General features: G+C 71.7%; 24 protein-coding genes. 19 read left to right on the top strand and 5 right to left on the bottom strand.

The window, feature by feature from the left end; genetic code table 11:
* Nucleotides 1-1953, top strand: coding sequence for a VWA domain-containing protein (locus NIE79_RS06590; protein WP_112641981.1), 1953 nt, complete (start codon nt 1-3; stop codon nt 1951-1953).
* 28 nt (nt 1954-1981) lie between these two features.
* A complete protein-coding gene (locus NIE79_RS06585; protein ID WP_238677701.1) occupies nt 1982-2446 on the top strand; it encodes a hypothetical protein in 465 nt (154 codons plus the stop codon).
* 109 nt (nt 2447-2555) lie between these two features.
* Here the strand turns inward: NIE79_RS06585 and NIE79_RS06580 are convergent, their stop codons facing one another.
* Nucleotides 2556-3563, bottom strand: coding sequence for a GlxA family transcriptional regulator (locus NIE79_RS06580; protein WP_238677700.1), 1008 nt, complete (start codon nt 3561-3563; stop codon nt 2556-2558).
* 1 nt (nt 3564) lies between these two features.
* On the opposite strand from NIE79_RS06580, the gene NIE79_RS06575 reads away from it, so the two are divergent.
* Nucleotides 3565-4920, top strand: coding sequence for an MFS transporter (locus tag NIE79_RS06575; protein WP_274523691.1), 1356 nt, complete (start codon nt 3565-3567; stop codon nt 4918-4920).
* A 22-nt stretch (nt 4921-4942) separates the two neighbouring features.
* Here NIE79_RS06575 and NIE79_RS06570 read toward each other — a convergent pair whose 3' ends face one another.
* On the bottom strand, nt 4943-5656 hold the full coding sequence (locus tag NIE79_RS06570; RefSeq protein WP_238677698.1) for an RICIN domain-containing protein: 714 nt from the start codon (nt 5654-5656) through the stop codon (nt 4943-4945).
* 64 nt (nt 5657-5720) lie between these two features.
* The gene (locus NIE79_RS06565) at nt 5721-6191 is read right to left on the bottom strand and encodes an aminoacyl-tRNA deacylase (RefSeq protein WP_238677697.1); all 471 of its coding nucleotides are present in this window, start codon (nt 6189-6191) and stop codon (nt 5721-5723) included.
* Nucleotides 6192-6284: 93 nt separating this feature from the next.
* Between NIE79_RS06565 and NIE79_RS06560 the strand changes: the two genes are divergently transcribed.
* The 8 genes from NIE79_RS06560 (at nt 6285) to NIE79_RS06525 (ending at nt 15184) form a co-directional block, all read left to right on the top strand.
* Nucleotides 6285-7682: an FAD-binding oxidoreductase gene (locus NIE79_RS06560; RefSeq protein WP_238677696.1), complete on the top strand. Its 1398-nt coding sequence runs from the start codon at nt 6285-6287 to the stop codon at nt 7680-7682.
* Nucleotides 7679-9022, top strand: a complete 1344-nt coding sequence (locus NIE79_RS06555) for a class I SAM-dependent methyltransferase (RefSeq protein ID WP_238677695.1) — start codon at nt 7679-7681, stop codon at nt 9020-9022. The genes NIE79_RS06560 and NIE79_RS06555 overlap by 4 nt, the downstream gene beginning before the upstream one ends.
* Nucleotides 9023-9122: 100 nt before the next feature.
* Nucleotides 9123-9680 carry a winged helix-turn-helix domain-containing protein gene (locus NIE79_RS06550; protein WP_238677694.1) on the top strand — a complete coding sequence of 186 codons (558 nt, stop codon included), beginning with the start codon at nt 9123-9125 and terminating at the stop codon, nt 9678-9680.
* A complete protein-coding gene (locus NIE79_RS06545) occupies nt 9673-10542 on the top strand; it encodes an SRPBCC family protein (protein WP_238677693.1) in 870 nt (289 codons plus the stop codon). The genes NIE79_RS06550 and NIE79_RS06545 overlap by 8 nt, the downstream gene beginning before the upstream one ends.
* Before the next feature lie 179 nt (nt 10543-10721).
* Nucleotides 10722-10955 (top strand): zinc-ribbon domain-containing protein, encoded by a 234-nt coding sequence (locus tag NIE79_RS06540; RefSeq protein ID WP_030331435.1) that lies wholly within the window; start codon nt 10722-10724, stop codon nt 10953-10955.
* Between the two features lie 340 nt (nt 10956-11295).
* Complete coding sequence (locus tag NIE79_RS06535) at nt 11296-13551, top strand: putative bifunctional diguanylate cyclase/phosphodiesterase (RefSeq protein ID WP_238677692.1); 2256 nt, start codon at nt 11296-11298, stop codon at nt 13549-13551.
* 50 nt (nt 13552-13601) lie between these two features.
* Nucleotides 13602-14360, top strand: coding sequence for a MerR family transcriptional regulator (locus NIE79_RS06530; protein WP_238677691.1), 759 nt, complete (start codon nt 13602-13604; stop codon nt 14358-14360).
* Nucleotides 14361-14413: 53 nt separating this feature from the next.
* Nucleotides 14414-15184, top strand: a complete 771-nt coding sequence (locus tag NIE79_RS06525) for a hypothetical protein (RefSeq protein WP_238677690.1) — start codon at nt 14414-14416, stop codon at nt 15182-15184.
* 7 nt (nt 15185-15191) lie between these two features.
* Here NIE79_RS06525 and NIE79_RS06520 read toward each other — a convergent pair whose 3' ends face one another.
* Nucleotides 15192-16508 carry a serine hydrolase gene (locus tag NIE79_RS06520; protein ID WP_238677689.1) on the bottom strand — a complete coding sequence of 439 codons (1317 nt, stop codon included), beginning with the start codon at nt 16506-16508 and terminating at the stop codon, nt 15192-15194.
* A 157-nt stretch (nt 16509-16665) separates the two neighbouring features.
* Between NIE79_RS06520 and NIE79_RS06515 the strand changes: the two genes are divergently transcribed.
* A complete protein-coding gene (locus tag NIE79_RS06515; RefSeq protein WP_238677688.1) occupies nt 16666-16950 on the top strand; it encodes a putative quinol monooxygenase in 285 nt (94 codons plus the stop codon).
* A 22-nt stretch (nt 16951-16972) separates the two neighbouring features.
* Here NIE79_RS06515 and NIE79_RS06510 read toward each other — a convergent pair whose 3' ends face one another.
* Nucleotides 16973-18514: a gluconokinase gene (locus tag NIE79_RS06510; RefSeq protein ID WP_238677687.1), complete on the bottom strand. Its 1542-nt coding sequence runs from the start codon at nt 18512-18514 to the stop codon at nt 16973-16975.
* A 170-nt stretch (nt 18515-18684) separates the two neighbouring features.
* Between NIE79_RS06510 and NIE79_RS06505 the strand changes: the two genes are divergently transcribed.
* From NIE79_RS06505 to NIE79_RS06475, 7 genes are all read left to right on the top strand, one after another.
* Nucleotides 18685-19836: a DUF3761 domain-containing protein gene (locus tag NIE79_RS06505; RefSeq protein WP_238677686.1), complete on the top strand. Its 1152-nt coding sequence runs from the start codon at nt 18685-18687 to the stop codon at nt 19834-19836.
* A gap of 45 nt (nt 19837-19881) precedes the next feature.
* Nucleotides 19882-20415, top strand: a complete 534-nt coding sequence (locus tag NIE79_RS06500; RefSeq protein ID WP_238677685.1) for a WapI family immunity protein — start codon at nt 19882-19884, stop codon at nt 20413-20415.
* Nucleotides 20416-20463: 48 nt separating this feature from the next.
* Nucleotides 20464-21738 (top strand): RNA polymerase sigma factor, encoded by a 1275-nt coding sequence (locus tag NIE79_RS06495; protein WP_238677684.1) that lies wholly within the window; start codon nt 20464-20466, stop codon nt 21736-21738.
* 115 nt (nt 21739-21853) lie between these two features.
* Nucleotides 21854-22522 (top strand): DUF998 domain-containing protein, encoded by a 669-nt coding sequence (locus NIE79_RS06490; RefSeq protein WP_238677683.1) that lies wholly within the window; start codon nt 21854-21856, stop codon nt 22520-22522.
* A gap of 32 nt (nt 22523-22554) precedes the next feature.
* Nucleotides 22555-22935 (top strand): YciI family protein, encoded by a 381-nt coding sequence (locus tag NIE79_RS06485; RefSeq protein WP_238677682.1) that lies wholly within the window; start codon nt 22555-22557, stop codon nt 22933-22935.
* A gap of 93 nt (nt 22936-23028) precedes the next feature.
* The gene (locus NIE79_RS06480) at nt 23029-23490 is read left to right on the top strand and encodes an alpha/beta fold hydrolase (protein ID WP_238677681.1); all 462 of its coding nucleotides are present in this window, start codon (nt 23029-23031) and stop codon (nt 23488-23490) included.
* Nucleotides 23491-23621: 131 nt separating this feature from the next.
* Complete coding sequence (locus NIE79_RS06475) at nt 23622-24758, top strand: epoxide hydrolase family protein (protein ID WP_238677680.1); 1137 nt, start codon at nt 23622-23624, stop codon at nt 24756-24758.
* Nucleotides 24759-24785: the final 27 nt, after the last annotated feature.

Here is a 24785-nt window from a genome sequence, read left to right as displayed (position 1 = left end):
GTGGCCGGCAACCGGTTCCGTTACGGGCAGTGGAACGGCGGGCCCGACCCGCTCGCACCCCCGTACGACGTGCGCGAGGCGGTGGACGCTGTCGGTGCCGAGGTGCTGGCCGGCGGCAGCCTGCGGGAGGCGCTGCGTGATCTGCTGCGTCGTGGCCCGCAGGGGCGGGGTGGCCTGGACGACCTGGCCGCCCGGGCTCGGCGGCTGCGCCGGGAGGCGCTGCGCAGGGGCGACCTGGACGGGGCGGTGACCCGGGCCCAGGCACTGCTCGACCAGGCCCTCGCCGCCGAGCGCGACGAGCTGCGGGGTCGCGACGACGACGCCGCGCGGTTCGCCGAGGCGGTGCTGGACAATCTGCCCCGCTCGACGGCGCGGGCTGTGGAGGAGCTGTCCGGCTACCAGTGGGCCAGCGACGACGCCCGCCGCTCGTACCAGCAGATCCTCGACCAACTCCGCGACGACGTGCTCGGGCAGCGCTTCGCCGGGCTGCGCGACGCGGTGCGCGCCTCCGCCGATCCGGCCGCCCAGCAGCGGCTCGCCGAGATGATGGGCGATCTGAACGACCTGCTCGCCCGGCACGGCCGCGCGGAGGACACCACCGACGCATTCGCCGAGTTCATGCGCCGTCACGGCGACTTCTTCCCGGAGAAGCCGGAGAACGTCGACGAGTTGATCGACGTGCTGGCCCGTCGGGCGGCGGCCGGTGAGCGGCTGATGAACTCGCTCTCCGAACGGCAGCGCGCCGAGTTGGCCGGCCTCATGCAGCAGTCGCTCGGCGACCGCCTCGCCGGGGAGTTGTCAGCGCTCGACGCGAACCTGCGGGCGCTGCGACCCGATCTGCGTTGGGGGCGGGGCGAGCGGGTCCGCGGCGACCAACCGTTGGACTACGCCGACGCGGCTGGCGCGCTGGGTGAGATCGGCGACCTGGACGACCTGCTGGACCAGCTCGACCAGGAACACCCGGGGGCGACCCTCGACGACGTGGACGTCGACGCGGTGGCGCGCACCCTGGGCCGGGACGCGGCCGACGATGTTCGCCGGCTGCGCGATCTGGAGCGGGAGCTGCGCCGGCAGGGTTGGGTGAGCCGGGACGCCGAGGGGCTCACGCTGAGCCCGAAGGCGTTGCGCCGGCTCGGCGGGACCGCGCTGCGGCAGGTCTTCGCCGAGCTGACCGCCGGGCCGCGCGGCCAGCACGACCTGCGCTCGGCCGGCGCGGCGGGCGAGGTCAGCGGCGCGTCCAGGCCCTGGCAGTACGGCGACGAGCAACCGTTGGACGTGGTCCGCACGTTGACCCGGGCGGTCAGTCGGGCCGGGCCGACGGTCCCGGTGCAGCTCGCTGTGGACGACTTCGAGGTGGTGGAGACCGAGAGACGGGCCTCGGCCGCTGTGGTGCTCTGCGTCGACCTGTCGTACTCGATGATCTCTCAGGGTCGTTGGGGGCCGATGAAGCAGACGGCGCTGGCGCTGGCACACCTGATGGAGACGCGCTTCCCGCAGGACGCCCTCCAGATCGTGGGCTTCGGCAGGGAGGCGATGACGCTCACCCAGCAGGAGTTGGCGGCCGTGGAGCCGGACATGGAGCAGGGCACCAACCTGCAGCACGCGCTGCGGTTGGCGGGCCGGCACCTGCGCCGGCACCCGGACGCCGAGCCGATCGTGCTGGTGGTCACCGACGGCGAGCCGACCGCACACCTGGACCCGGACGACGGGGAGGCGCTGTTCCACTGGCCGCCGCTGCCGGAGACGATCGAGGCGACGGTCCGCGAGGTGGACCGGTTGAGCCGCTACGGCGCCACGCTCAACCTGTTCATGCTCGGTGACGACCCGGGCCTGCGGCGCTTCGTCGACGCGGTGGCCCGCCGCAGCCGCGGCCGCATGTTCACCCCGGACACCGACGACCTGGGCGAGTACGTGGTCAGCGACTACCTCCGCTCCCGCCAATCCCGCCGCTAACCCCCGCCGCTGCGGGTTGACTGGGGGGATGGAGAGCGGGGGATTGCGGCGGGCTTACGGTGCCGTGTTCGCGGAGGTCGACGCTGGCGGGTTCGGTCCGGCTGCGGAGGGGCAGCTCAGTGCCAAGCAGATCGTCGCGCATCTGGTCGCCAACGACGAGCTGATGATCCAGGCCACCGAGGCGTTGCTGGCCGGGTCGCCGTTCGCCTACTACGAGTTGGCAGAGGACATGCACCGCCCGCAGCTCGATGCCCTCGCCGCCGAGCAGGGTGGGCTGCGTGGCCTGGCCGCGCTGCTGCACGGCACCAGCGACCGGTTGTGCGGGCTGGTCGACCAGCTCGGTCTGGCAGCGGAGACCCCGGTCGAGACGCACCTACGCGAGGGCTTCGACCTCATCGTCGACGAGCCGCTGCCCTGGTCCCGCACCCTGGACCTGCACACCCGGGTGCACCTACCAAAGCACCAGGCCCAACTGCACCTGCTCCGCTCATAAGCCGCGACCCCCAGGCCCTCGTCGATCTTGCACTTTCTGTCTCGACAAAAATAGACGTAAGGGATTTTCGGGCAACCCAAAGTGCAAGATCGACGGGGGCCGGGCTGGGTCAGGTTTCGACCAGCTCGGGGCGGGGGTGGAAGGTGCGGCGGTAGGTCGAGGGCGCTACGCCGATGCGTTGGTGGAGTTGCTGGCGTAGGGCGGCCGTGGTGCCGAAACCGCAGCGGTGGGCGATCTGGTCGACGGTGAGTTCGGTCGTCTCCAGCAGCAGTCTCGCGTGGTCGGTGCGCTGTTGCAGCAGCCACTGGGCCGGGCTCAGGCCGGTCTCCGATCGGAAGCGTCGGGTGAAGGTGCGCACGCTCATCCGCGCCTGCTCGGCCAGGTCGCGCAGCGCGATCGGCTCGTGCAGCCGCTGCCGCGCCCACTCCCGGGCGCCCGCCGTGCTGGTGTCGGTCGCCTTCGGCACCGGCTGCTCGATGTACTGTGCCTGACCGCCGTCGCGCCACGGTGGCATCACGCAGCGGCGGGCCGCCCGGTTGGCCACCTCGCTGCCGTGGTCGAGGCGGATGACGTGCAGGCAGAGGTCGATGCCGGCGGCGACTCCGGCCGAGGTGAGCACCCGGTCGTCGGCGATGAAGAGCACCCCCGGGTCGAGGTCCACCCGGGGGTGCAGGCGGCGGAACCGCTCGGCGTACGCCCAGTGGGTGGTCGCCCGCCGCCCGTCGAGGAGCCCGGTGGCGGCGAGCACGAACGCCCCGGTGCAGATCGACATGACCCGGGCACCCCGCTCGTACGCCGCGCGCAGCGCCTCGGTCACCTCCGGCTCGACGACGCCCGCTGTCAACGCGGTGCCGTCGTGGATGCCGGGGACGATCACCGTGTCGGCGGTGTCCAGCAGCTCCAGACCATGGTCGGGGACCACCTGGAAGCCGGCGGTGCTGCGCACCGGCTGCCCGCCCGGGGTGCACACCCGGACGTCGTAGAAGGGTGTCCCGTCGGCGGCCCGGGCGGTGCTGAAGACCTGGGACGGGGTGCCGAGGTCCAGGCCGACCACCTGGTGCAGAGCGAGTACGGCGATCCGGTGCGGGCGAGCACTCATGGCCCGATTATTGCGCATGATGGCTTTCCGGCCACTCGTCGAGGTGGGTGGACCCGCTCAGACTTGTGCCGTGACAAAGAACCGCCGTCTGCATCCCGCCTGGCTGGTCGCCGCCGTCGCCTTCGTGGCGCTGGTCGGCGCTGCCGGCTTCCGCGCCACCCCGTCGGTGCTGCTGCACCCACTGCACGACGAGTTCGGCTGGCCCCTGGCCACGATCTCCGCGGCCGTCTCGGTCAACCTGCTGCTCTACGGCCTCACCGCGCCGTTCGCGGCCGCCCTGATGGACCGGTTCGGCATTCGCCGGGTGGTCTCGGTGGCGTTGCTGCTGGTCGCCGCGGGCAGCGGGTTGACGATCTTCATGACGGCCAGCTGGCAACTTCTGCTCTGCTGGGGTGTGCTGGTGGGGCTGGGCACCGGCTCGATGGCGCTGGCGTTCGTGGCCACCGTCACCGGCCGTTGGTTCGTCCACCGGCGGGGCCTGGTCACCGGAGTGCTGACCGCCGGCGGGGCGGCCGGGCAACTGGTGTTCCTGCCACTGATCGCCATCCTGGTACGCGACCACGGCTGGCGTACCGCCGCACTCGTGGTGGCCGCGGCGGCGCTGGCGGTCGTACCCCTGGTGGTGTGGCTCCTGCGCGAGCACCCGGCGGATCTCGGCCTGCCCGCCTACGGGGCGACCGAGGTCGTCGCGGCGCCGCCGGCGACCGGCGGCGCGGCGACCCGGGCGCTCGGCGCGCTGGCCACCGCGGCCCGGACCCGACCGTTCTGGCTGCTGGCCGGAGGGTTCGCGATCTGCGGGGCGACCACCAACGGCCTGGTCGGTACGCACTTCGTGCCGGCCGCGCACGACCACGGCATGGCCCAGACCACAGCGGCGGGCTTGCTCGCCCTGGTGGGGCTCTTCGACATCGTCGGCACCATCGCTTCCGGCTGGCTCACCGACCGGGTGGACAGCCGCCTGCTGCTCGGCATGTACTACGCGCTGCGCGGATTGTCCCTGTTGGTGCTGCCGAGCCTGTTCTCCGGCACCGCCGAGCCGAGCATGCTGGTGTTCATCGTCTTCTACGGCCTGGACTGGGTGGCCACCGTGCCGCCGACGGTGGCGCTGTGCCGGGAGTACTTCGGTGGCGCCGGGGCTGTGGTGTTCGGCTGGGTGTTCGCCGCGCACCAACTCGGCGCGGCGGTCGCCGCCACCGGCGCGGGGCTGGTCCGGGACCGGCTGGGCGACTACGCGGTGGCCTGGTACGTGGCGGGCGCGCTGTCGATCGGCGCCGCCGGGCTGTCGTTGCTGCTGCGCCGCCGGCCGGGCCGAGGAGTGCCGGAGGCCGTGCTGGCGGCCGCGACCGCGCCCAGGGCGTGGAGCTTCCGGGGCTGAACAACAGCGACGCGTCGGCCGGTCAGCTCAGTGTCCACTGCTGGGCCGGCCGGCCGTCGCACTGTCGCTGCCGGATGTCCTCGCCGGCCTCGACGGCGTCGTCGTCGGCCTGGGCGCATTTATTGCTGTGCGCGGCGACGAGCAGCACCGCACTGGTGCCCGTTCCGCCGAACCGCCACTGCTGGTTGGCCTCGCCGTGGCAGGGGAACTGCTGCAACCGCGCACCGTCGTCCCCACTGCCGCCCTCGACGTCGAGGCACTGCCCGTACGCGGCGTTCGTCAACGTCAGCACGCCCGTGCCGGCCGGGCTGACCACCCACTGCTGCTCCGGGGCGCCGTTGCACACTGCCAACTCGGCCTCGGCCTTCTCGCCGTCACCGTCGAGCCCCAGGCAGAGGCCCGAGGCGGCGCGCAGCACACGGGGCCCGGTGGGCGGGGCGGCCGGCGTGCTGGCCGACGGGGTCGGTGACGGCGCGGTCGGTGCGGTGGGGCTCGGCTCGCCGGCCGATTCGCTGGGCTGCGCCGCGCTGGACGGCGTACCGACCGACGCCGGCACCGCCGGCTCGTCGTCACCGTCGAGCAGCCCGGTGGCGAAGACGACCCCCAGGAGTACGCCGACGGCCCCGACCGCCACCGCGACCCGCAGCAACGGATCGGCCAGCGGGCCGGAGCGCGGTGCCCGGTGACCGCCGTAGACGGTGCCGGCGGGGTCGGGGCGTTCCTCGGGCGCGGACATACGCGCCATCCTCACCCACGACGTCGCGCCGGAGCCAGCCCGGCGGTGCGGCGGTTGGCGAGGCTCAGCGGGTGGGCTGCGGATCGGTGACGTCGGCGACTGTGGCGTCGAGGGCGGCGATCGCGGCGTCGGCGTCGACAGCGATGGCGAGACCACGCTCGCCGGCGCCCAGGGTGATCTCCCGGCCGCGCAGTCGCTCGTCGGCGACCACCGGCCAGGCCGTGCTCGCGCCGAACGGGGTGATGGTGCCGCGTTCGTAACCGGTGGCGGCCAGGGCGCCGGCCGCGTCCGGCATGGAGAGCCGGTGCACCCCGAGCAGGGTGCGCAGCTTGGGCCAGGAGATGACCCGGTCGCCGGGGGTCAGCACGAACAGGTGATCGTTGCCACCGCGCCGGACCACTATCGTCTTGACCACGTCGGGAACGGCCACGCCCCGGGCGGCGGCGGCCTCCGCGAGACTGCCGACCGCACCGTGGCTGACCAGCCGATACGGCAGTTGGGCGGCGTCCAGGGCGGTGATCGCTGGCGATGGCATGCCCGCCACGGTAGCCGTCGGGCCTGCCACCGGACGGGAAACTGCCACCGCCGACATCCCACGGTTTCCAAACGGCGAGCGTAAGGTGATCACATGCGCGCTGAGCGTGTGGATCACCCCATTGACCATGATCAAGCGGTGGACACGCTGCGACGGTCGTACGCCGCGGTGCCCACTGGCGAGCCTGTCCGGCTGGCCAAACGCACCTCCAACCTGTTCCGCCCCCGGTCCGCTCCCCGGACTCCGGGGCTCGACGTGAGTGGCCTCAACGGCGTGCTGTCGGTCGACCCGACCGGCCGTACCGCCGACGTGCAGGGCATGTGCACCTACGAGGACCTGGTCGACGCGACACTGCCGCACGGGCTGATGCCGCTGGTGGTGCCGCAGTTGCGCACCATCACGCTGGGCGGTGCGGTGACCGGCCTCGGGATCGAGTCGACCTCGTTCCGCAACGGCCTGCCGCACGAGTCGGTCCAGGAGCTGGATGTGCTCACCGGCTCCGGCGAGATCGTCACCGCCCGACCCGACGGCGAGCACGCCGAGCTGTTCGCCGCGTTCCCCAACTCGCTGGGCAGCCTCGGTTACGCCACCCGGCTGCGCATCGAGCTGCAACCGGTCGGCCGGTACGTGGCGTTGCGCAACGTCCGGTTCACCCAACTGGAGGCGCTGACCGACGCGATCGCGGAGGTGACCGCCACCCGGTCCTGGGCCGGCGAACCGGTGGACGCGATGGACGGGGTGATGTTCAGCCCCGGCGAGGCGTACCTGACCTTCGCGACGTTCACCGACGCGGCCGACCCGCCCAGCGACTACACCGGTCAGGCGATCTACTACCGGTCGCTGCGCCAGCGCACCCGCGACGTGCTCACCGCGTACGACTATCTGTGGCGCTGGGACACCGACTGGTTCTGGTGCTCGGCGGCGTTCGGCGCGCAGCACCCGGTCGTGCGCAGGCTCTGGCCGGCGCGTTACCGGCGCAGCGACTTCTACCACCGACTGGTCCGGCTGGAGCACCGCCACCAGGTGGCGGCCCGGATCGACCGGCTGCGCGGGCAACCGGCCCGGGAGCGGGTCGTGCAGGACGTGGAGATCCCGCTGGACCGTACTGCCGACTTCCTGCGCTGGTTCGCCGGCGCTGTGGGAATGAACCCGGTGTGGCTGTGCCCGTTGCGACTGCGTGAGCCGGCGGGGCCCGGCTCGGCGCGGTCCTGGCCGTTATATCCGCTGCGGGCCGGGCAGGACTACGTCAACATCGGGTTCTGGGGGAGCGTGCCGGTCGCGCCGGGCGCCGCCGACGGCGACGTCAACCGCACGATCGAACGCAGGGTGTCGGAGTCGGGCGGGCACAAGTCGCTCTACTCCGACGCGTACTACGACCGGGACGCCTTCGATCGCCTCTACGGCGGCGACACGTGGCGCGCGGTGAAAGACCGCTACGACCCGGACCACCGGCTGACGGGACTGTACGAAAAGGCGGTAGCACGAGCATGAGCCTGACCGACAGAGATCAGGGGGCGGCGAGCGTCCCCGCCACCCCACCGGCGGGGGGCCGGCCCACGGGTCCGACCGTCGCGGATGTCATCCGCGCGGTCACCACTGGGCCGTTGCCGGTGCGGATCACTGGGTACGACGGCAGCGCCGTCGGCCCGTCCGATGCCGGCATCACCCTGGCGATCCATTCCGAGCGTGGGCTGTCGTACCTGCTCACCGCACCCGGTGACCTGGGCATGGCCCGGGCGTACGTCAGTGGTGACCTGGCGTTGCAGGGCGTGCACCCGGGTGACCCGTACGAGGCGTTGCGGGTGCTCAAGGACGAGTTGCGGTTACGCCCACCGTCGTTGGCCGAGGGGCTGGCGCTGGTCCGGGGGCTGGGCTGGGAGCGGCTGATGCCGCCGCCGGCACCGCCGCAGGAGGCGCAGCCTCGGTGGAAGCGGGTGATGAACGGGCTGCGGCACTCGCGGGTGCGCGACAGCACTGCCATCTCGCACCACTACGACGTCTCCAACGCCTTCTACGAGAAGGTGTTGGGCCCGTCGATGACGTACACCTGTGCGGTTTTCCGGTCTCCGGACGACACGCTGGAGCAGGCCCAGGCGGCGAAGTACGACCTGGTCGCCGGCAAGCTGGCCCTGAAGAAGGGGATGCGGCTGCTGGATGTCGGGTGCGGCTGGGGTGGCATGGTGCGCCACGCCGCCCGCGAGTACGGCGTCAAGGCCCTCGGGGTGACCCTGTCGCAGGCGCAGGCGCAGTGGGCGCAGGCCGCGATCGAGCGGGAGGGGTTGAGCGAGCTGGCGGAGGTGCGATACCTGGACTATCGGGACGCGCCGGCCGAGCAGTTCGACGCCATCTCCTCGATCGGGTTGACCGAGCACATCGGGGTGCGCAACTACCCGGCCTACTTCGGGGCGCTGCGCAGCCGGCTGCGGCAGGGCGGGCGGTTGCTCAACCACTGCATCACCCGCGCCGACAACCGCGCGCCGCACCGCTCGGGCGCTTTCATCGACAGGTACGTCTTCCCGGACGGTGAGCTGGCCGGTCCGGGTCGGCTGATCAGTGAGGTGCACGACGCCGGGTTCGAGGTGCACCACGAGGAGAACCTGCGCCAGCACTACGCGCTGACGCTGGCCGCCTGGTGCCGCAACCTGGTCGAGCACTGGGACTTCTGCGTCTCGGAGGTGGGCGCGGGCACCGCCCGGGTGTGGGGGCTCTACATGGCCGGGTCGCGGATGGCGTTCGAACGCAACGGCATCCAGTTGCACCAGGTGTTGGCCACCCACAACGGCCCGAACGGCGTGAGCGGCTACCCGCTGCGACCGGACTGGTTGCCCTGATCACCCGCTGAGCGCCGCCTGAGGCCGCGTCGAGAAAGTCGGCGCGGCTTCTCGCGAAGCGATTGACAAAGATGTTTTGTACGTACAAACTGATTTTGCCATGAGAGATGTCCTGTACCTGGAGCAGATCGAGCAGGCCGAAGTCCTGCTCAAGCCGCAGCGCGTCGAGGTGCTGCGGCAACTGGCCGAGCCGCACACCTGCACCGAGGTCGCGGCCCGACTCGACCAGACGCCACAGCGCGTCTACTACCACGTCAAGCAGCTCGTCGCGGCCGGCCTCGTCGAGCTGGTCAACGAACGCAAGGTCCGCGGCATCACCGAAGGCATCTACCAGGCCGCCGCCCGGTCCTACTGGCTCTCCCCGCGGCTCGTCGGCCGGATCGGCCTGCGCCGGGCCCGCGACGAGCTGAGCCTGGGCTACCTGCTCGACCTGATGGAGGAGGTCCAGGCCGACATCGCCGGCCTGGACCGGGCGGCACCCGAGCTGCCCTCGATCGGGGTCTCCGGCGAGATCCGGGTGCCGGCCGAGCAGCGCCAGCAGTTCCTGCACGACCTGCAAACCGCACTTCAGGAGTTGTTCACCCGCTACGGCGGCAGCGAAGGAGATGCCTTCAAGCTGGCCGTCGCCTGCTATCCGAAAGGGAACGACAATGAGTGAGCCGATGAAGGTCCAGGCCCGTCTCTCCGCGCCCGTCGGGCGCGTCCGCCAGGCCCTGACCGATCCGGCCGAGCTGCGTCTCTGGCTGGCCGAGCACGCCGAGGTCGAGCTGCCCCAGCGGTACGAGTTCTGGGGCCGCTACACGCCGGAGGGCGACACCCCGCACCAGCGGCTGCTGCACGCCGACGACGACACGCTGCGCTTCGGCTGGCTGCTCGACGGTGTGGAGACCACCACCGAACTCCAGCTGACCGCCGAGGGCACCGACAGCACCGTGCTGACGCTGATCCAGAGCCACTTCGACTTCGCCGAGGCGATGAGCGGCTCCACCATCCGGGGCGTGCTCCAGACGTACTGGGCGCTGTCCATCGCCAACCTGGCCGCCCACGTGGAGGGCAAGCCGCTGCTGCCGCGCACCGACTTCACCTCCGCCGACCTGCGCGGTGAGCTGGTCATCGCTGCCCCCGCCGACAAGGTGTGGGAGTCGCTGACCAACTCCGAGCAGGCCAGCGCCTGGTTCGGCTACCCGATCGGCATTGAGCCCTGGGTCGGCGGCCGGTACGCCATGGGCGGCTTCGAGAACGGCTACGCGGCCAAGGTCGTCGACCTGGAGCCCGGCCGGCGGATGTCCGTCGACTGGGGCCCGACCGGCGTGACGAGCTGGGAGCTGGCCGAGTCCGGTGGCCGGACCACGCTGACCTTCGTGCAGAGCGGCTTCGACGAGGCCAACCCCCCGTACGGGGCCTGGAGCGGGTCGGTTGCCGGGCTGTTCGAGCTGCGCCGCTTCCACGAGGTGCCGAACTGGCAGCCGATCTGGATCGCCGAGGAGATCCCCGGCCTGGAGCCCGCGCCGGCCAGCTGAGCGTTTCGTCTTGATCGTCTCGCCCTGATCGTGCTCGATCCAGGATGTAGTGGCCTCATTCACCCCGGAGGCCACTACATCCCGGGTCGAGCACGATCTTGTGTGGGTGGGCGCGGGGTCTCGGCGATCCGCTGGCGGGATCTGGTGACTTTTCGCTGTCGAGTGGGTACTGCCGGGCGATGTTCTTCATCTTTGGTCTGCGTACCAAGGTCGACCGGTCCGGTGTCGTGCAGCAGGTCTGCCGCCACTGCGGCAACCAGGCCGCGCAGGTGATCACCCGCCGCTCGACGAAATTCACCCTCTTCTTCATCCCCCTCATTCCCATCCGCACCCGGTACGCGCAGCAGTGCACGTTCTGCGGTGCGGAGTACGAGATCTCCCGGTCCGACGCCGAGCGCCTCCCGGTCGGCTGACCCGACGATGGAACGCTTCCTCTGCTGGCTGATCGGCCGACCAACGTCCTCGGCCGACGTGGCCGTGCACACAGTTGCCCGCCCGCCCTGCACCCCTGGCCGGCGCAGACGCCGCCGCGCCCGCCGTCCGTTGGCCGGCACCGCACTGCCCCGTTCACCCTGGAACCGATCCGCGGGCCGCTGACCTTGACCGAGTCCGGAGGCCGGGGCCCACGGCCGGAGCCGCAGCGGGGTGAACGTTCGGCTCTGGCGGCGTTTCTGGGCGCTGGTTAGGCTTTCGGGGTTTGCCGTGGACCGGCGCCGCCGAGGGTGCACGCACGACGAAAGAGCCGGAGCGACCGTGTCCCGACAGGACGGAAAGCAGGCTGCGGGGACGCTGAACCCCGCCGGCGCGTTCGTCGCGGCTGCGGTCATCCTGCTGGAGGCGGGCTGGCTGGTCGCCGCGTTGCCCGGCGCCGCGCTGGTCAGCGACATCGGCGCGATGCTGGTCGCCGGTTGGGCGACGCTCGCGTGCGTCGGGGTCTCCCGTCGGCATCCGGCGCCGCTGCGCCGGTTCTGGACGCTGCTCGCCCTCACCATGGCGCTCGCCGCCATCGGCCGGGCGATCTGGACGGTGCAGCGGCTCGTCGGCGACGACCTGCCGCACACGCCGGTGGTCGGGGTGGTGTTCACCGCAGGCATCCTGACCGGCACCGCCGCGCTGCTCAGCTCGCCGTCCGCACCGAGGACCGCGGTCGGGCGGGCCCGTACGTTGCTGGACGGGGTGATCGTCGCCCTGGCCCTGGTGCCGATCGGTTGGGTGCTGGTCTTCCGGGGGGTCGCCGCCGCCGAGCTGGCCGACCCGGCGCGCACGCTGGGGCTGCTCTTCCCGATGTTCGACCTGATGCAGCTCACCATCCTGGTCGCGGTCTCCGGGCCGGCCCGACCGATGTGGCGGCCGATGACCGTCCTGGCGGCGAGCCTCACGCTGCGGGTCGTCGCCGACGTCGTCTACGTGTCGTTGGTCGCCCGCGCCGACTACACCGCCGGTCACCCGATCGACCTGTGCTGGCCATTGAGCTACCTGCTGATCGGCCTGGCCACCCGCAACCCGCCGCCCCCGGACTGCGACGGCACCGACGACACCGCCGAGTCGCCGCTGCCGCCGTGGTGGCGGGTGGCGCTGCCGTACCTGCCGGTGGGTGGGGCGATCATCGCTGTGGTGCTGGCACGTCGGCCCACCGGGCAGACCCCGCAGCTCGTGTTCGTGACCATGATGGTGCTGCTGGCCGCCCTCGCCGTCCGGCAGGGGTTGGCCGCCAACGAGAACCTCCGGTTGGTGGCCCGGCTGCGCCGGCTCGCGTACGGCGACCAACTCACCGGGCTGCCCAACCGGCTGTTGTTCAACCGGCGGCTGCGCCTGGCCCTGCGCGACGGGCGACCGGTGGCCGTGCTGCTGCTCGACCTGGACGGTTTCAAGCAGGTCAACGACCGGTTCGGGCACGCCACCGGCGACACCCTGCTGACCGGGCTCGCGGCTCGGATGCACACCGCCGTGAACGGCGACGGCACCATCGCCCGGCTCGGCGGCGACGAGTTCGCGGTACTTGTCGACGGCGAACGGCCGGTGTCACCCGAACGGCTCGCCGAGCGGCTGCTGGACGCGCTGCGGCCCTCCGACGACGAGGAGGACGTCGGGGTGCACCCGTCGGCGAGCATCGGCATCGCCGAGTACGGCCCGCAGCACGCCTCCCACACCGACCTGCTGCGCGACGCCGACATCGCCATGTACGCGGCCAAGGCGGCCGGGAAGTCCGCGTACCGCACGTGCACGCCGGCGTTGCGTGAGTCGGCCGTCTCCCGCGCCGAGTTGATCGCCGACCTGCGCCGCGCTGTCGACGAGGACCAGCTGCACCTGGAGTTCCAACCCATCGTCGACCTGGCCACCGGCGCGGTGCGCAGCGCCGAGGCGCTGGTGCGCTGGCGGCATCCTCGGCTGGGGATGTTGCCGCCGGCGAAGTTCCTGCCCCTGGCCGAGGAGACCGGGCTGATCCTGCCGATCGACCGCTGGGTGATCCACGAGGCGTGCCGGGCAGCCGCGACCTGGCGGGGCCGGGCGCCGGAGGCGACAGTCGCTGTGAACATCGCCGCCGCGCACCTGCGCCGGCCGGACCTGATCGCCACTGTCACGGCGGCCACCAGCGCCGCCGGGCTGGCACCGCGGGCGTTGACCCTGGAGCTGACCGAGTCGGCGCTGATCGAGGGCACCGAGGCGGTGCTGGAGCGGCTGCACCAACTCCGGGAGCTGGGCATCCGGATCGCCATCGACGACTTCGGCACCGGTTACTCGTCGCTGAGCTACCTGCACCGCATCCCGGCCACCGAGCTGAAGATCGACAGGTCGTTCGTGGCCCGACTGGGCACCGACGACCGGGCGTACGCCACGGTGGAGATGGTCACCCGCCTGGCCGGCGCGTTCGACCTGGCTGTGGTCGCCGAGGGGGTGGAGACCGAGCGTCAGCACGAGGCGGTCGCCGCGATCGGCTGCCCCCGCGGCCAGGGCTATCTGTACGGGCGGCCGGACGCCCCCGCGATGGTGGGTCAGAATCGGAGTTGACTCTCACGTAACGGCAGGCAGGAGCCTGGTTCCCGGAAGGGAGGGGGACCATGGCGTACGCGGTGGGTCAGGTTGCGAAGGTGGCCGGCGTGACGGTGCGGACGCTGCACCACTACGACGAGATCGGGTTGCTCTCGCCCAGCGGGCGCACCTCGGCCGGTTACCGCCGCTACGACGACGCGGACCTGCAACGGCTGCAACTCGTCCTGTACTACCGGGAGCTTGGTTTCCCGCTTGAGGAGATCACCGCGATCATCGACGACCCGGCGGCCGACCCGGCCGCGCATCTGCGCCGGCAGCACGAACTGCTGACGGTACGGCTCAAGCGGTTGCAGGAGATGGTCACGGCGATCGAGTTCGCGATGGAGGCGAGCAAGATGAACATCCAACTCACGCCGGAGGAGCGGTTCGAGGTCTTCGGTGACGTCGACCCGGAGGAGCACCAGGCCGAGGCGGAGCGGCGGTGGGGTGACACCGACGCGTACCGGGAGTCGAACCGGCGGGCCGCCAGCTACACCAAGGACGACTGGCTGCGGCACAAGGCGGAGAACGAGGACTGGGGTCGGCGGATCGTCGCCGTGCTGGCCTCGGGCGTGCCGGCGGACAGCCCGGAGGCGATGGAGCTGGCCGAGGAGCACCGGCAGCTGATCAGCCGCTGGTTCTACGAGTGCTCGTACGAGATGCAGACCGGGTTGGCCGACATGTACCTGGCCGACGAGCGGTTCACCGCGTACTACGAGAACATCGCCCCGGGGCTGGCCGCGTACCTGCACGAGGCGATCCACGCCAACGCGATCAGCCGGGCGTGACGGGGTGCGGTCCGGCTAGTCTGGCCGGACCGCACCGCCCGGGGGAGATGACAGTGCAGAAACCGAAGCTGATCGCCGCTGTCGCCGTGCTCGTGGTGGCTGTCGGCGCCGGGGCGTGGGCGATGGTCGCCGCCGGCGACGACGAACCGGACGCGGGTCGTCCGGCGGCGTCGGCGAGCACCGACCCGGTCGGTGTGCTGAAGGCCGCAGCCGCGAAGGCCGACGAGCAGGCGTACAAGCTGACAGTCGGCACCGGCGGTACGGACGGCGACGCCACTGTGCTGCTGTGGGACCCGAAGGCGAAGCGTGGTCTGGAGACCACTTCGCTGAAGGTGCCCAGCGGTGTGGTGAAGATCGAGCGGTTGACCACCGGGCCGGACGTGTACGTGCGGGTCACCGCCCCGGACCGCCGTGTGCCGGTCTGGGACGGCAAGACCTGGTGGCACGTCGGCGCCCCGGGCGCGCCGGCGGCCAAGCAGGGCCTGGACAACACCCGGCTGGCCAGCACGTTGGGCGCGCCGGCGGGGGTTCGGCTGACCGGCGAGCGGGAGTACGCGGGCACGCTGGATCTGCGCCAGAGCGGCGCGGTGCTGGGCAGCGGCGTCGGCAGTGTGCTCGGGGAGCGGGCCGGTGCGGTGCCGTTCACCGCGGCCGTGGACGAGCAGGGTCGGCTGGTCCGCTACCGGATCGAGTTGGCCAGCGAGCAGTCGCAGACCGCCCAGCTCGATCTGACGTACTCGGACTTCGGGCTGCCGGTGTCGGCGGACCCGCCGGCGGCCGACCTGGTGGGCGAGGACCCGCCGGCGAACATTCCCGGCGCCTGAGGTCGGCTCACTCCTCGACCGCCCCGTCGACCGGGGTGACCAGGAAGTCGTAGACGGTGCGGGCCATCCGCCGGACCGTCTCGTCGCCGGTGGCCATGGGGCCGGCGGTGAGGAACGCGACGGCCGTCTCGGTGCCGGGGATCAGGTAGTAGCCGACGTCGTGTGAGGCGTCCGGCAGGTCACCGGTCTTGTGGGCGACCGGCACGCCCGGTGGCAACGCGGCCGGGATCTTCGTGTTCAGGGTCTGTTCCCGCATGAACCCGATCATCAGGTCGCGGGAGGCGGGGGTGAGGATCTCGCCGTCCCAGACCGCGCCGAGCAGTGTAACCACGTCGTCCGGGCTCGTGTAGTTCTCCTCGCCGCGTTGCGCCGCAGCGCTGTCGAGCATCCGGCGGGCCAGGATGGTGGAGCGTTGGTTCATCGAGTCGATCAGCGCGTTGACCGGGGCGAACCCACCCAGGTAGGTGATCAGCACGTTCGCGGCCACGTTGTCGCTGTACTTGATCAGGTACTGCGCGAGTCGGCGCACTGTGACCACCTGTGGGAACGTCTCGAACTGCAGTTGACCGGTGCCGCCGACCACGTCCTCCGGGGTGACCAGTACCCCGTCGTCGAGGAAGACCTGTCCACAGTCGACGCGACGCAGCAGCTCGACGAGGATCCACAGTTTGATGACGCTGGCCGCCTTGGGGCGCAACGATCCGTTGACGGCGATCTGCTGGTCGCCGTAGCGGCCGGACAGGTCGCGGACGGTGACCCCGGCCGGGTTGAGGCTCGCGTCGGCGACCACCCGGGCGAGCTGCCCGCTGAGCGGGAACAGCCGGGCCCCGGCGACCGGGTCGGTGGGTGGCTGCGGGCTGGTGACCACCACACCGGTCAGCGTCGTCGGCGGGCGGTGCCGCTGGATCACCTCCAGCGTGCCCTCGCTGCGCCCGACCAACGGCACCCGGTAGCGGTAGGCAGTCCCTCCGACGACGACTGCGCCGCTGGCCACCCCGGCGGCGACCCGCATGGTCGGGTCGGCGACCCGACCGGTGTCGCCGTCGCAGGCGCGGTAGCGCACGGTGTGCCCGAGCGAGTCGACAGCGAACACCCCGCCGGGAAACGACAGCCAGGACACCTCGCTGGTCGGCGGGCGCTCCGGCGTCGGGTCCACCCCGGGCTCGTGGCTCTCCGCGGCGGGCTCGCGTCCCGGGCCGTCCGCGGTGGCCGGCCCGGTCGTCGCGACCACCGCGAGCGCGACCGCCGCCGACAGCCACTTCAGGGGTACGCGGGCAGAGTTCCCCAGCAGGGAAAATGAGCGCCTCTTGTCGCTTTTTCTCACGTTTGCACGATATGAAGCCCTGGTGGCGGGTGAGGCCGGCGGGACCCCTGTCACCCGTCTGGGCGGCGATGTCCTGACGAGGGTGATGACACAGAGACATCATGATGAGTCACAGGCATCATGCTCATCAGCAACCTCGACTCCTGGAGGCCCCACCGTGTTGATCATCGCAGGCAGCTTGCATGTCGAACCGGAAAGCCGCGACGCCTACCTGTCGGGCTGCGGCCCGGTCATCGCGCAGGCCCGCGCGACAGCAGGTTGCCTCGACTTCCTGCTGGCGGCCGACCCGTTGGAGCCCGGCCGGATCCACGTCTACGAACGGTGGGAGTCCGCGGAGCAGTTGGCCGCGTTCCGTGGCTCCGGGCCGGAGGACGCGCAGGAAGCGGCCATCCTCGACGCCGACGTGCAGCGCTACCTGATCGCCGGCGTCGAGGCACCCTGACCCGACGGCGAGCCGGCACCTGTCACGTCGGCGGCAGGGGTCCGGTGGGCAGGCCGGGTGCCATCCGACGGATCGAGGCGAAGGTCGGCGTGAGGGCCTCGTACAGCTCGGCGAAGAGCGGCAGCAGCGCCGCGTAGGTGGCGGCGGCTGCCGGGTCGGGACGGACCGTCTCCTCGATCCGCACCAGGTCGGCGGCGACGTCGATGCTCGGGATCAGCCCGAGCGCCTCCATGCCGAGCAGCGCGGCGCCGAAGCTCGACCCCTCGTGCGCTGCCGGGAAGCTCACCGGCAGGCCGAGGGCGTCGGCGAGCATCTGCCGCCACAGGCCGCTGCGGGCGAAGCCGCCGCCGGCCCGGACCTCCCGGACCTCGTTGCCGGCCGCGCGCACCGAGCTGAGCACCAGCGCGAGCTGCTGGCAGACGCCCTCCAACGCGGCCCGCACCAGATGTTCGCGGCGGTGTGCGTGGGTCAACCCCACGTACGCGCCGCGCGGCAGGGCGCTCCAGTGCGGTGCCCGTTCGCTGTGCAGGTACGGCAGCATGATGAGCCCACCCGAACCGACCGGCGCGCGGGCCGCCAGGGCGACCAGGTCCTCCTCGGAGTGCTCGCCCAAATCGGGGGCGAGCGCCGCGCCGGCCCACTTGAGCACGATGCCGCCGTTGTTGATCGCGCCACCGACCGCCCAACGCTGCTCGGTCAGCGCGTAGCAGAACACCCCGCCGAGCGGGTCCACGCCGGGCCGCTCGACCATCACCCGCATCGCCCCGCTGGTGCCGATCGAGCAGGCCACCATGCCGGGGTGCACAGCGCCCAGGCCCAGGTTCGCCAGCGGTCCGTCGCCAGCGCCGACCACCACCGGGGTGCGCTCCGGCAGGCCGGTCTCGGCCGCGGCCTGCGGGATCAGGTTGGGCAGCACGGCCGTGGTGGCGACGAGCTGCGGGAGCTGTTCCGCTGTGATGCCGGCGATGGTCAGCGCCTCGCGGTCCCACTCCAGCTTGTGAATGTCGAGCAGGCCGGTGGCCGAGGCGATCGAGTGGTCGGTGACCAGCGCGCCGCAGAGCCGCAGCAGCACCCAGTCCTTGATGCCCACCCAGTGCGTCACCCGCTCGAAGAGTTTCGGCTCCTGCTCGGCGAACCAGAGCAACTTGGGCAGCGGTGACATCGGATGCATCGGCGTGCCGGTACGCCGGTGTAAAGCCAGCCCCGACGGCACCGCCCGCAACCGCTCGGCCTGCCGGGTGGACCGCGAATCGGCCCAGGTCACCGAAGGGGTGAGCGGATTGCCGTCCCGGTCCAACCCGATCAGGCTGTGCATGGCGGAGCCGAACGACAGCCCGGCCACCGGCTGGACCAGCTCGGCCACGACCATGCTGATCGACTTGAACACGGCTTCGAGGATGAGCTGCGGGTCCTGCTCGGCGTAGCCGGGCTGCGGGTTGTCGAGCGGGTAGCCGACCAGGTGGCTGCCGAGCTGCCGCCCGTCGGTGTCGTACGCGACGGCCTTCGTGCTGGTGGTGCCGATGTCGACCCCGATCACGACCCCGGGCAGCGTGACTGCCGGCACGACCGTCACCCCCTCAGGAAACGTGAATCGACGCAAGAGTATCGCCCTATCGTGTTGGTTGCTCCGCCGATCGGGTAGTTCGCCCGATTCGGCGTGTCCGGGCGCCGCGCCGGACCTGTTAAACCTCGTGACACCCCCAGATTGGTGGCCAGCGCGGCGAAGGGGTCGGCGTGGCGAAGACTGATTCGACGGGTTCCACATGGCGGTACCGGTGGGCGCACCGGCAGAACGTGCGGCGGGTCAGCACGTACCGCGGCGCTGAGGCGGCGTGGCGGCGACGCGACGACGAGTTACGGCGGCTACGCGCCCTGGCCGCCGACTTCCAGGGCTCGGCAGCCGCAGGCGCCGGGCTGGCGTTGGAGTTGGCCGCCGACGAGGTGGTGCTCTGGGCACTACCCGCGGCGCAACTGGTCGAGGTACGGCACACCACGGTGCTGCCCGCGCCGGACCTCGCTGTCGCCCCGCGAACCGGGCCGCTGCGCCCGCGCCGCCCGGACGGCGTACGCGTCACCGACGCCGGCATGGCCGTGATCACCAGCCGTCGACTCGTGCTGCTCGGCGGGCGGGGCCGGCGCGACTGGGCGTACGGCCGGATAACCGGCCTGGCCCACGACCCGGCGGCGCCGGTCACACTGATCCAGGTGCTGGACCGGCGGCGTACCTCCGGGTTGTTGCTGCCCACCAACGCCGCGCCGGACTTCCGGTTCAAGCTCACGCTGGCCTTCGCCGACGCGATCGAACAGCGCGCCGCGGTGATCGCCCAACTCGACGAGCTGATCGCCGAGCACGCCCAGCTCAAGCCGTTCCGGCCGGCAGTGAACACCCCGGCGCAGGCCCGGTTCTCCGCGCGGGTGCCGGGTGGCCGCAGGACCATCGCGGTGGCGGCGGCCATCGCGCTGCTGGTGCCGGCGGCGCTGATCGAGTCGGACCCGTCCGACCCGACAGGTGGCGCGGAGGTCGCCGCCGCCGCCACCCCGGCACCCACCACCAGCGGGGCACCCGGGCTGATCCGCCCGGCCGGCCCGGCGCTCGCGCTGAAGACCCCGCCGCCGAAGCCGACGAAGTCCCCGCGCCCGTCGCCCAGCGCCACCCAGGGCCCGCGCTGCGGGGCGCCGGAGAACCCACTGGGGTACGGCTTCTGTGGCGGCACGCGGATCCGCAAGCCGGCCGCCGAGGTGTGCGACTGGTTCGACTGCGTACCGGAGTTCTGGGCCGGACGCGGTTACCTCGTGCAGTGCCGCGACGGTTCGGTGAGCCTGGCCGGCGGTCGGTCCAACGCCTGCGCCGAGCACCAGGGCGTGCGGCGGACCATCACGAAGTGACCGATTCGGGGGCTGAAGTCCGCTTCACTCGGCCAGAATGATCGAGTGGAGATCCGGTCTGACGATGGCGCTCGGGTGCGGGTACGCCCCGTCGGCTACCAGCCTGGCATCGACCCGCCCGACGACCCCGACGGGGCCACGCCCGGCTGGCACGACTGGCTGCTCATCGAGGTGGACGCCCGCACCGCCGACGGCCAGACCTGGTCACACCACTACCCGAGCCTCATGGTCGAGGAGGCCCGCGCGCTCGGCGGCTGGCTGCACGGGCAGGCCACCGCCGCCCTCGGGCTGAGCGCGCCACCGGCGATGGTGCGCTTCACCGAACCCAACCTGGCCCTGCGCAGCCGGGTGCTGCGCCGCCGCCGGCTGGAGCTGATCGTGGAGTTCTCCGCCGAGTCGCTGCCACCGTGGATGCGCCGCCCGTCCACAGCGATCTACCCGCTGATCCTCACCATCTCCGCGGACGCCCTCGCCACCGCCGCCGAGCACTGGGCCGAGCACTGCGAGGCGTACCCACCGCGTACCCAGTCGCGGTTTCCGACCCACGGCCCGCAGCCGTACCGTCGGCGAGCCGGCTGACGCGGCCTTCCTTGTCCCAACGGGACCAGCCTGCTGTGATGGGCGGTCATGGGGGACGAGCAGGTGCACCGCACGGTCGAGGCGGTCTGGCGGATCGAGGCCGGACGGGTGATCGCGGCGCTGGCCAGCCTGGTGCGTGACATCGGCTGGGCCGAGGAGTTGGCTCAGGACGCTCTGGTGGCCGCACTGGAACAGTGGCCGCGCGACGGCGTGCCGGCCAACCCGGGCGCCTGGCTGACCACTGTCGGCAAGCGGCGGGCGATCGACGCGTTGCGCCGCCGGAATCTGCTGGAACGCCGGGTCGCCGATCTCGGGCGCGACCTCGGCGACCAGCAGTTCACCCCCGACTTCGACGCCGCCTTCGAGGAGAGGATCGACGACGACCTGCTGCGGCTGGTCTTCACCGCCTGCCACCCGGTGTTGTCGCCGCAGGCACGGGCGGCGCTGACGCTACGCATGCTCGGCGGTCTGAAGACCGAGGAGATCGCGCGGGCCTTTTTGGTGCCCGAGACGACCGTCGCGCAGCGGATCACCAGAGCCAAGAAGACCCTCGCCGAGGCGAAGGTGCCATTCGAGGTGCCCGGCGCCGCCGAGCGCGGCGAACGGCTCGCGTCGGTGCTGGAGGTGATCTACCTCATCTTCAACGAGGGCTACTCGGCGACCGCCGGAGGCGACTGGATGCGCCCTGCCCTCTGCGCGGATGCGCTACGCCTGGCCCGCGTCCTGCAGGGGCTGATGCCGGACGAACCGGAGGTGCATGGGCTCGCCGCGTTGCTGGAGATCCAGGCCTCCCGCACCGCCGCGCGGGTCGGCCCCACCGGGGAGCCGATCCTGCTCATGGACCAGGACCGGGAGCGCTGGGACCGGATACTGATCCGTCGGGGTCTGGCCGCCCTCGACCGGGCCCGAGCCGCCGAGGGCGCACCCGGCCCGTACACCCTCCAGGCGGAGATCGCGGCCTGTCACGCTCGGGCGCGTACCCCGCAGGAGACGGACTGGGCGCGGATCGCGGCCGGCTACGCGGAGCTGGCCCGAGTCGTACCGTCGCCGGTCGTGGAGCTGAACCGGGCCGTCGCGGTCTCCTTCGCCGACGGCCCGGCCGCCGGACTGGAACTGGCCCAGGCGCTGGTCGACGAGCCGGCGCTGGCCGGCTACCACCTGCTGCCCAGCGTCCTCGGCGACCTGCTGGCGAAGCTGGGCCGCTACGACCAGGCGTGCGCCGAGTTCGAACGGGCCGCCGAGCTGACCGGCAACGAACGCGAACGCGCGCTGCTCCGCGCCCGTGCCGCCGACTGCGCCCGCGGCGTCGCGCCAACCGGCTGAAAATTTTCCGAACGTCATGTCGTATCCCGCGCCGGTCGCTCGACGCGTCAGTGGGAGCCGGCTCGAACCGGCACGCGCGGACCGGCGAACGGCCGGCAGAGACAAGGAGATCGACATGACGACGGACGTGATGAGCGCAGGATCCCCAGTGGCGGGCGTCGACTCCCGGCGTACGACGACCAGGGCGCTGCTGGCCGGCGGAGTCGTAGCCGGCCCGCTCTTCGTGGTGGTGGCCGCCGCTCAGGTGCTCACCCGCGACGGGTTCGACCTGAGCCGGCAGCCGCTCAGCCTGCTGGCGCTGGGTGATCTGGGCTGGATCCAGATCGCCAACTTCGTGCTGACCGGGCTGCTCGCCCTGGCCGGCGCGGTCGGGTTGCGCCGGGTGCTGCGCGGCGAGCCGGGGGGAACGTGGGGGCCGGCGTTGATCGCCGTGCACGGCCTCGGCCTGATCATCGGTGGGGTGCTGGTCTCCGACCCCAGCATGGGCTGGCCGGCCGGCGCGCCGGAGGGCACGCCCGACACCGTGAGCTGGCACGCCGTCGGCCATGGCGTGGGCGCGGCGCTCGCTTTCGGCTCGCTACCCATCGCCTGCCTGGTCTTCGCCCGCGCCGGGTGGCGGGCCGGACAGCGTGGTTGGGCGGCATTCTCCGTCGGTAGCGCGCTGGCTGTCGTCGCGATCCTGGCCTGGCCCGACCAGGACAACCTCAGCGTCCGGATGGCACTTGCCTGCGTCGTCGTCTTCGGCTGGCTGACCACACTCTGCGGCCGGCAACTCGCCAACTGACCACTGTTATTCGACAACGGAAGGACCGACCGATGCGCTACATGATGATGCACAAGCTCGACGAGACCCTGCCGGAGGCATTCAACCCGAGCGCGGAGTTCGTCGCCCGGATGGAGGCCTTCATGAAGGAGGTCGCGCAGTCCGGAATCCTGGTCGCCGCCGAAGGGCTCTGCCCGACCGCCACCGACGCCACCCGGATCACCGTGAGCGGCGGTAAGACCACTGTCACCGACGGGCCGTTCACCGAGACCAAGGAGCTGATCGCCGGGTTCGCGTTGGTGGACGTGCGCTCCCACGAGGAGGCCCTGGAGTGGGGGCGACGGTTCGCCGACGTCTTCGCCGAGACGATCGGTGAGGTGGAGGTCGACATCCGTCGGGTCTACGAGGCGCCCGAGCCCGGCCAACCGGCCTGACCCGACCGCTCGCGTGCCGCCGCCCAGATCTGCCGGTGCGGCGGCACGGCGCGCGACAGTGTCGGACAGGTGTGATGCCTCTGCGGCATATTGATGCCTCACAGTCATCACATCCGGGCGGACCGCCGTGGGCACGGACGCACCCCCGACGTCGACGGCCCGATCAGCTACGAGCTGATGGCTCAGGACACCATCGCCTTCCTGGAGCGGGTGGTCGGCGAGCCGGCGTACCTGGTCGGGCACAGCGACGGCACTCCGGTCGCGCTGCTGGTGGCACTGCGCCGCCCCGACCTGGTCCGCCGGCTGGTGCTCGCCGCCGGCGTGTTCCACCACGACGGCTGGATCGACGGCGCCATCGACTTGGACGAGGAAACCGTCGAGTTCTTCGTGCAGTACCACGGCGAGGTGTCCCCGGACGGGCCGCAGCAGTTCCCGATCGTCAAGGACAAGCTGGACCGCATGCACCGCGAGGAACCCACGCTGACCGTCGCCGACCAGCCCGACCTGTGCAACCGCCTCATCATCGACTTCCTGACCGAGCCGGTGAACGGGTAGGATGATCTTCGTCAGCCACGAGGAGGAGGTGAGCCCGGTGAACACCCATCATCATTCCTGGGCGCTCTTCTCGGCCGTCCCCCTCAGCTGACCTCTCACGTCGGGGAGCGCCCTCCTTTCTCGGAGGACAAATGTCTTTCTCTTCCTTCCGCATCGACGTACCCGATGCGGTTCTCGACGACCTGCGGGCCCGACTGGCCCGTACCCGATTCACCGACCGCAGCGGCAACCGGCCGTGGCAGGGCGGCGTCGATCCCGACTATCTGCGGGGCCTGGTGTCCTACTGGCAGGGCGGGTTCGACTGGCGGGCTCGTGAAGCCGGGCTCAACGCGTACCCCCAGCACCTGGCCCTCGTCGGCGGCCGGAAGCTGCACTTCCTGCACGTCCGGGCCGCACGCCCGGCCGGTGCACCCGCGCCGTTGCCGTTGCTGCTCAGCCACGGCTGGCCCAGCAGCTTCGTCGAGATGCTGCCGCTGGTCGACCGGCTGACCGATCCCGACCGGCCCGGCGGCGCGTTCGACGTGGTGGTGCCCTCACTGCCCGGCTTCGGCTTCTCGGAGGCGCCGAACGAGCCGGTGACCCGGGCGCTGCTGGCGCGGACGCTGCACGAGCTGATGACCGACGTGCTGGGCTACGAGCGCTACGGCGCCTTCGGCGGCGACGTCGGGGGAGTGGTCACCGGCTGGCTCGGTGCCCTGTACCCGGAGCAGGTGGCCGGCATCCACATGATCCATCCGCCGTTCCCGGCCAGCTTCGACGCCCGCCCGCTGTCGCCGGCCGAGCAGGCGTACCTCGACGCCGAAGCCGCGTACGACGAGACCGACGGCGGCTACAGCGCCATCATGGGCACCCGCCCGGACACCCTCGCCGCGGCGCTCGCCGACTCACCCGCCGGGCTGGCCGCGTGGCTCGTCGACAAGTACCGGGACTGGAGCGACAACCACGGTGACCTGGCGAACAGCATCGACCGGGACACCCTGCTCACCATCATCACGCTGTACTGGGTGACGGGCACGATCGGCTCGTCGTTCCGGCAGTACGCCGACTTCGACCACAACACCCCACGACCAATGATCACCGTGCCCGCCGCGTTCACGGTGAGCACCGAACCCTCGCAGATCAACTTCCCCCGCTCGATCGCCGAGCGGGCCTGCACCGACATCCGGCACTGGCGCGAGCCGGGCCGGGGCGGGCACTTCATGCCGCTGGAGGAGCCGGATCTGCTCGCCGGTGAGCTGAGGGAGTTCTTCACCTCGCTGCGCTCGTAGTTGCTCTAGTTCGCCTTCCCTGTTTGC

Origin of the sequence: Micromonospora trifolii (genome assembly GCF_022229005.1) — a bacterium.
Classification (GTDB): domain Bacteria; phylum Actinomycetota; class Actinomycetes; order Mycobacteriales; family Micromonosporaceae; genus Micromonospora; species Micromonospora trifolii.
This window is presented reverse-complemented; position numbering and strand designations above follow the sequence as displayed.

Coding starts and splice junctions, on each gene's coding strand:
- NIE79_RS06585 (WP_238677701.1), top strand. CDS start 1,982: ATGGAGAGCGGGGGATTGCGGCGGGCTTACGGTGCCGTGTTCGCGGAG.
- NIE79_RS06580 (WP_238677700.1), bottom strand. CDS start 3,563: ATGCGCAATAATCGGGCCATGAGTGCTCGCCCGCACCGGATCGCCGTA.
- NIE79_RS06575 (WP_274523691.1), top strand. CDS start 3,565: ATGGCTTTCCGGCCACTCGTCGAGGTGGGTGGACCCGCTCAGACTTGT.
- NIE79_RS06570 (WP_238677698.1), bottom strand. CDS start 5,656: ATGTCCGCGCCCGAGGAACGCCCCGACCCCGCCGGCACCGTCTACGGC.
- NIE79_RS06565 (WP_238677697.1), bottom strand. CDS start 6,191: ATGCCATCGCCAGCGATCACCGCCCTGGACGCCGCCCAACTGCCGTAT.
- NIE79_RS06560 (WP_238677696.1), top strand. CDS start 6,285: ATGCGCGCTGAGCGTGTGGATCACCCCATTGACCATGATCAAGCGGTG.
- NIE79_RS06555 (WP_238677695.1), top strand. CDS start 7,679: ATGAGCCTGACCGACAGAGATCAGGGGGCGGCGAGCGTCCCCGCCACC.
- NIE79_RS06550 (WP_238677694.1), top strand. CDS start 9,123: ATGAGAGATGTCCTGTACCTGGAGCAGATCGAGCAGGCCGAAGTCCTG.
- NIE79_RS06545 (WP_238677693.1), top strand. CDS start 9,673: ATGAGTGAGCCGATGAAGGTCCAGGCCCGTCTCTCCGCGCCCGTCGGG.
- NIE79_RS06540 (WP_030331435.1), top strand. CDS start 10,722: ATGTTCTTCATCTTTGGTCTGCGTACCAAGGTCGACCGGTCCGGTGTC.
- NIE79_RS06530 (WP_238677691.1), top strand. CDS start 13,602: ATGGCGTACGCGGTGGGTCAGGTTGCGAAGGTGGCCGGCGTGACGGTG.
- NIE79_RS06495 (WP_238677684.1), top strand. CDS start 20,464: ATGGGGGACGAGCAGGTGCACCGCACGGTCGAGGCGGTCTGGCGGATC.
- NIE79_RS06490 (WP_238677683.1), top strand. CDS start 21,854: ATGACGACGGACGTGATGAGCGCAGGATCCCCAGTGGCGGGCGTCGAC.
- NIE79_RS06485 (WP_238677682.1), top strand. CDS start 22,555: ATGCGCTACATGATGATGCACAAGCTCGACGAGACCCTGCCGGAGGCA.
- NIE79_RS06480 (WP_238677681.1), top strand. CDS start 23,029: ATGCCTCACAGTCATCACATCCGGGCGGACCGCCGTGGGCACGGACGC.
- NIE79_RS06475 (WP_238677680.1), top strand. CDS start 23,622: ATGTCTTTCTCTTCCTTCCGCATCGACGTACCCGATGCGGTTCTCGAC.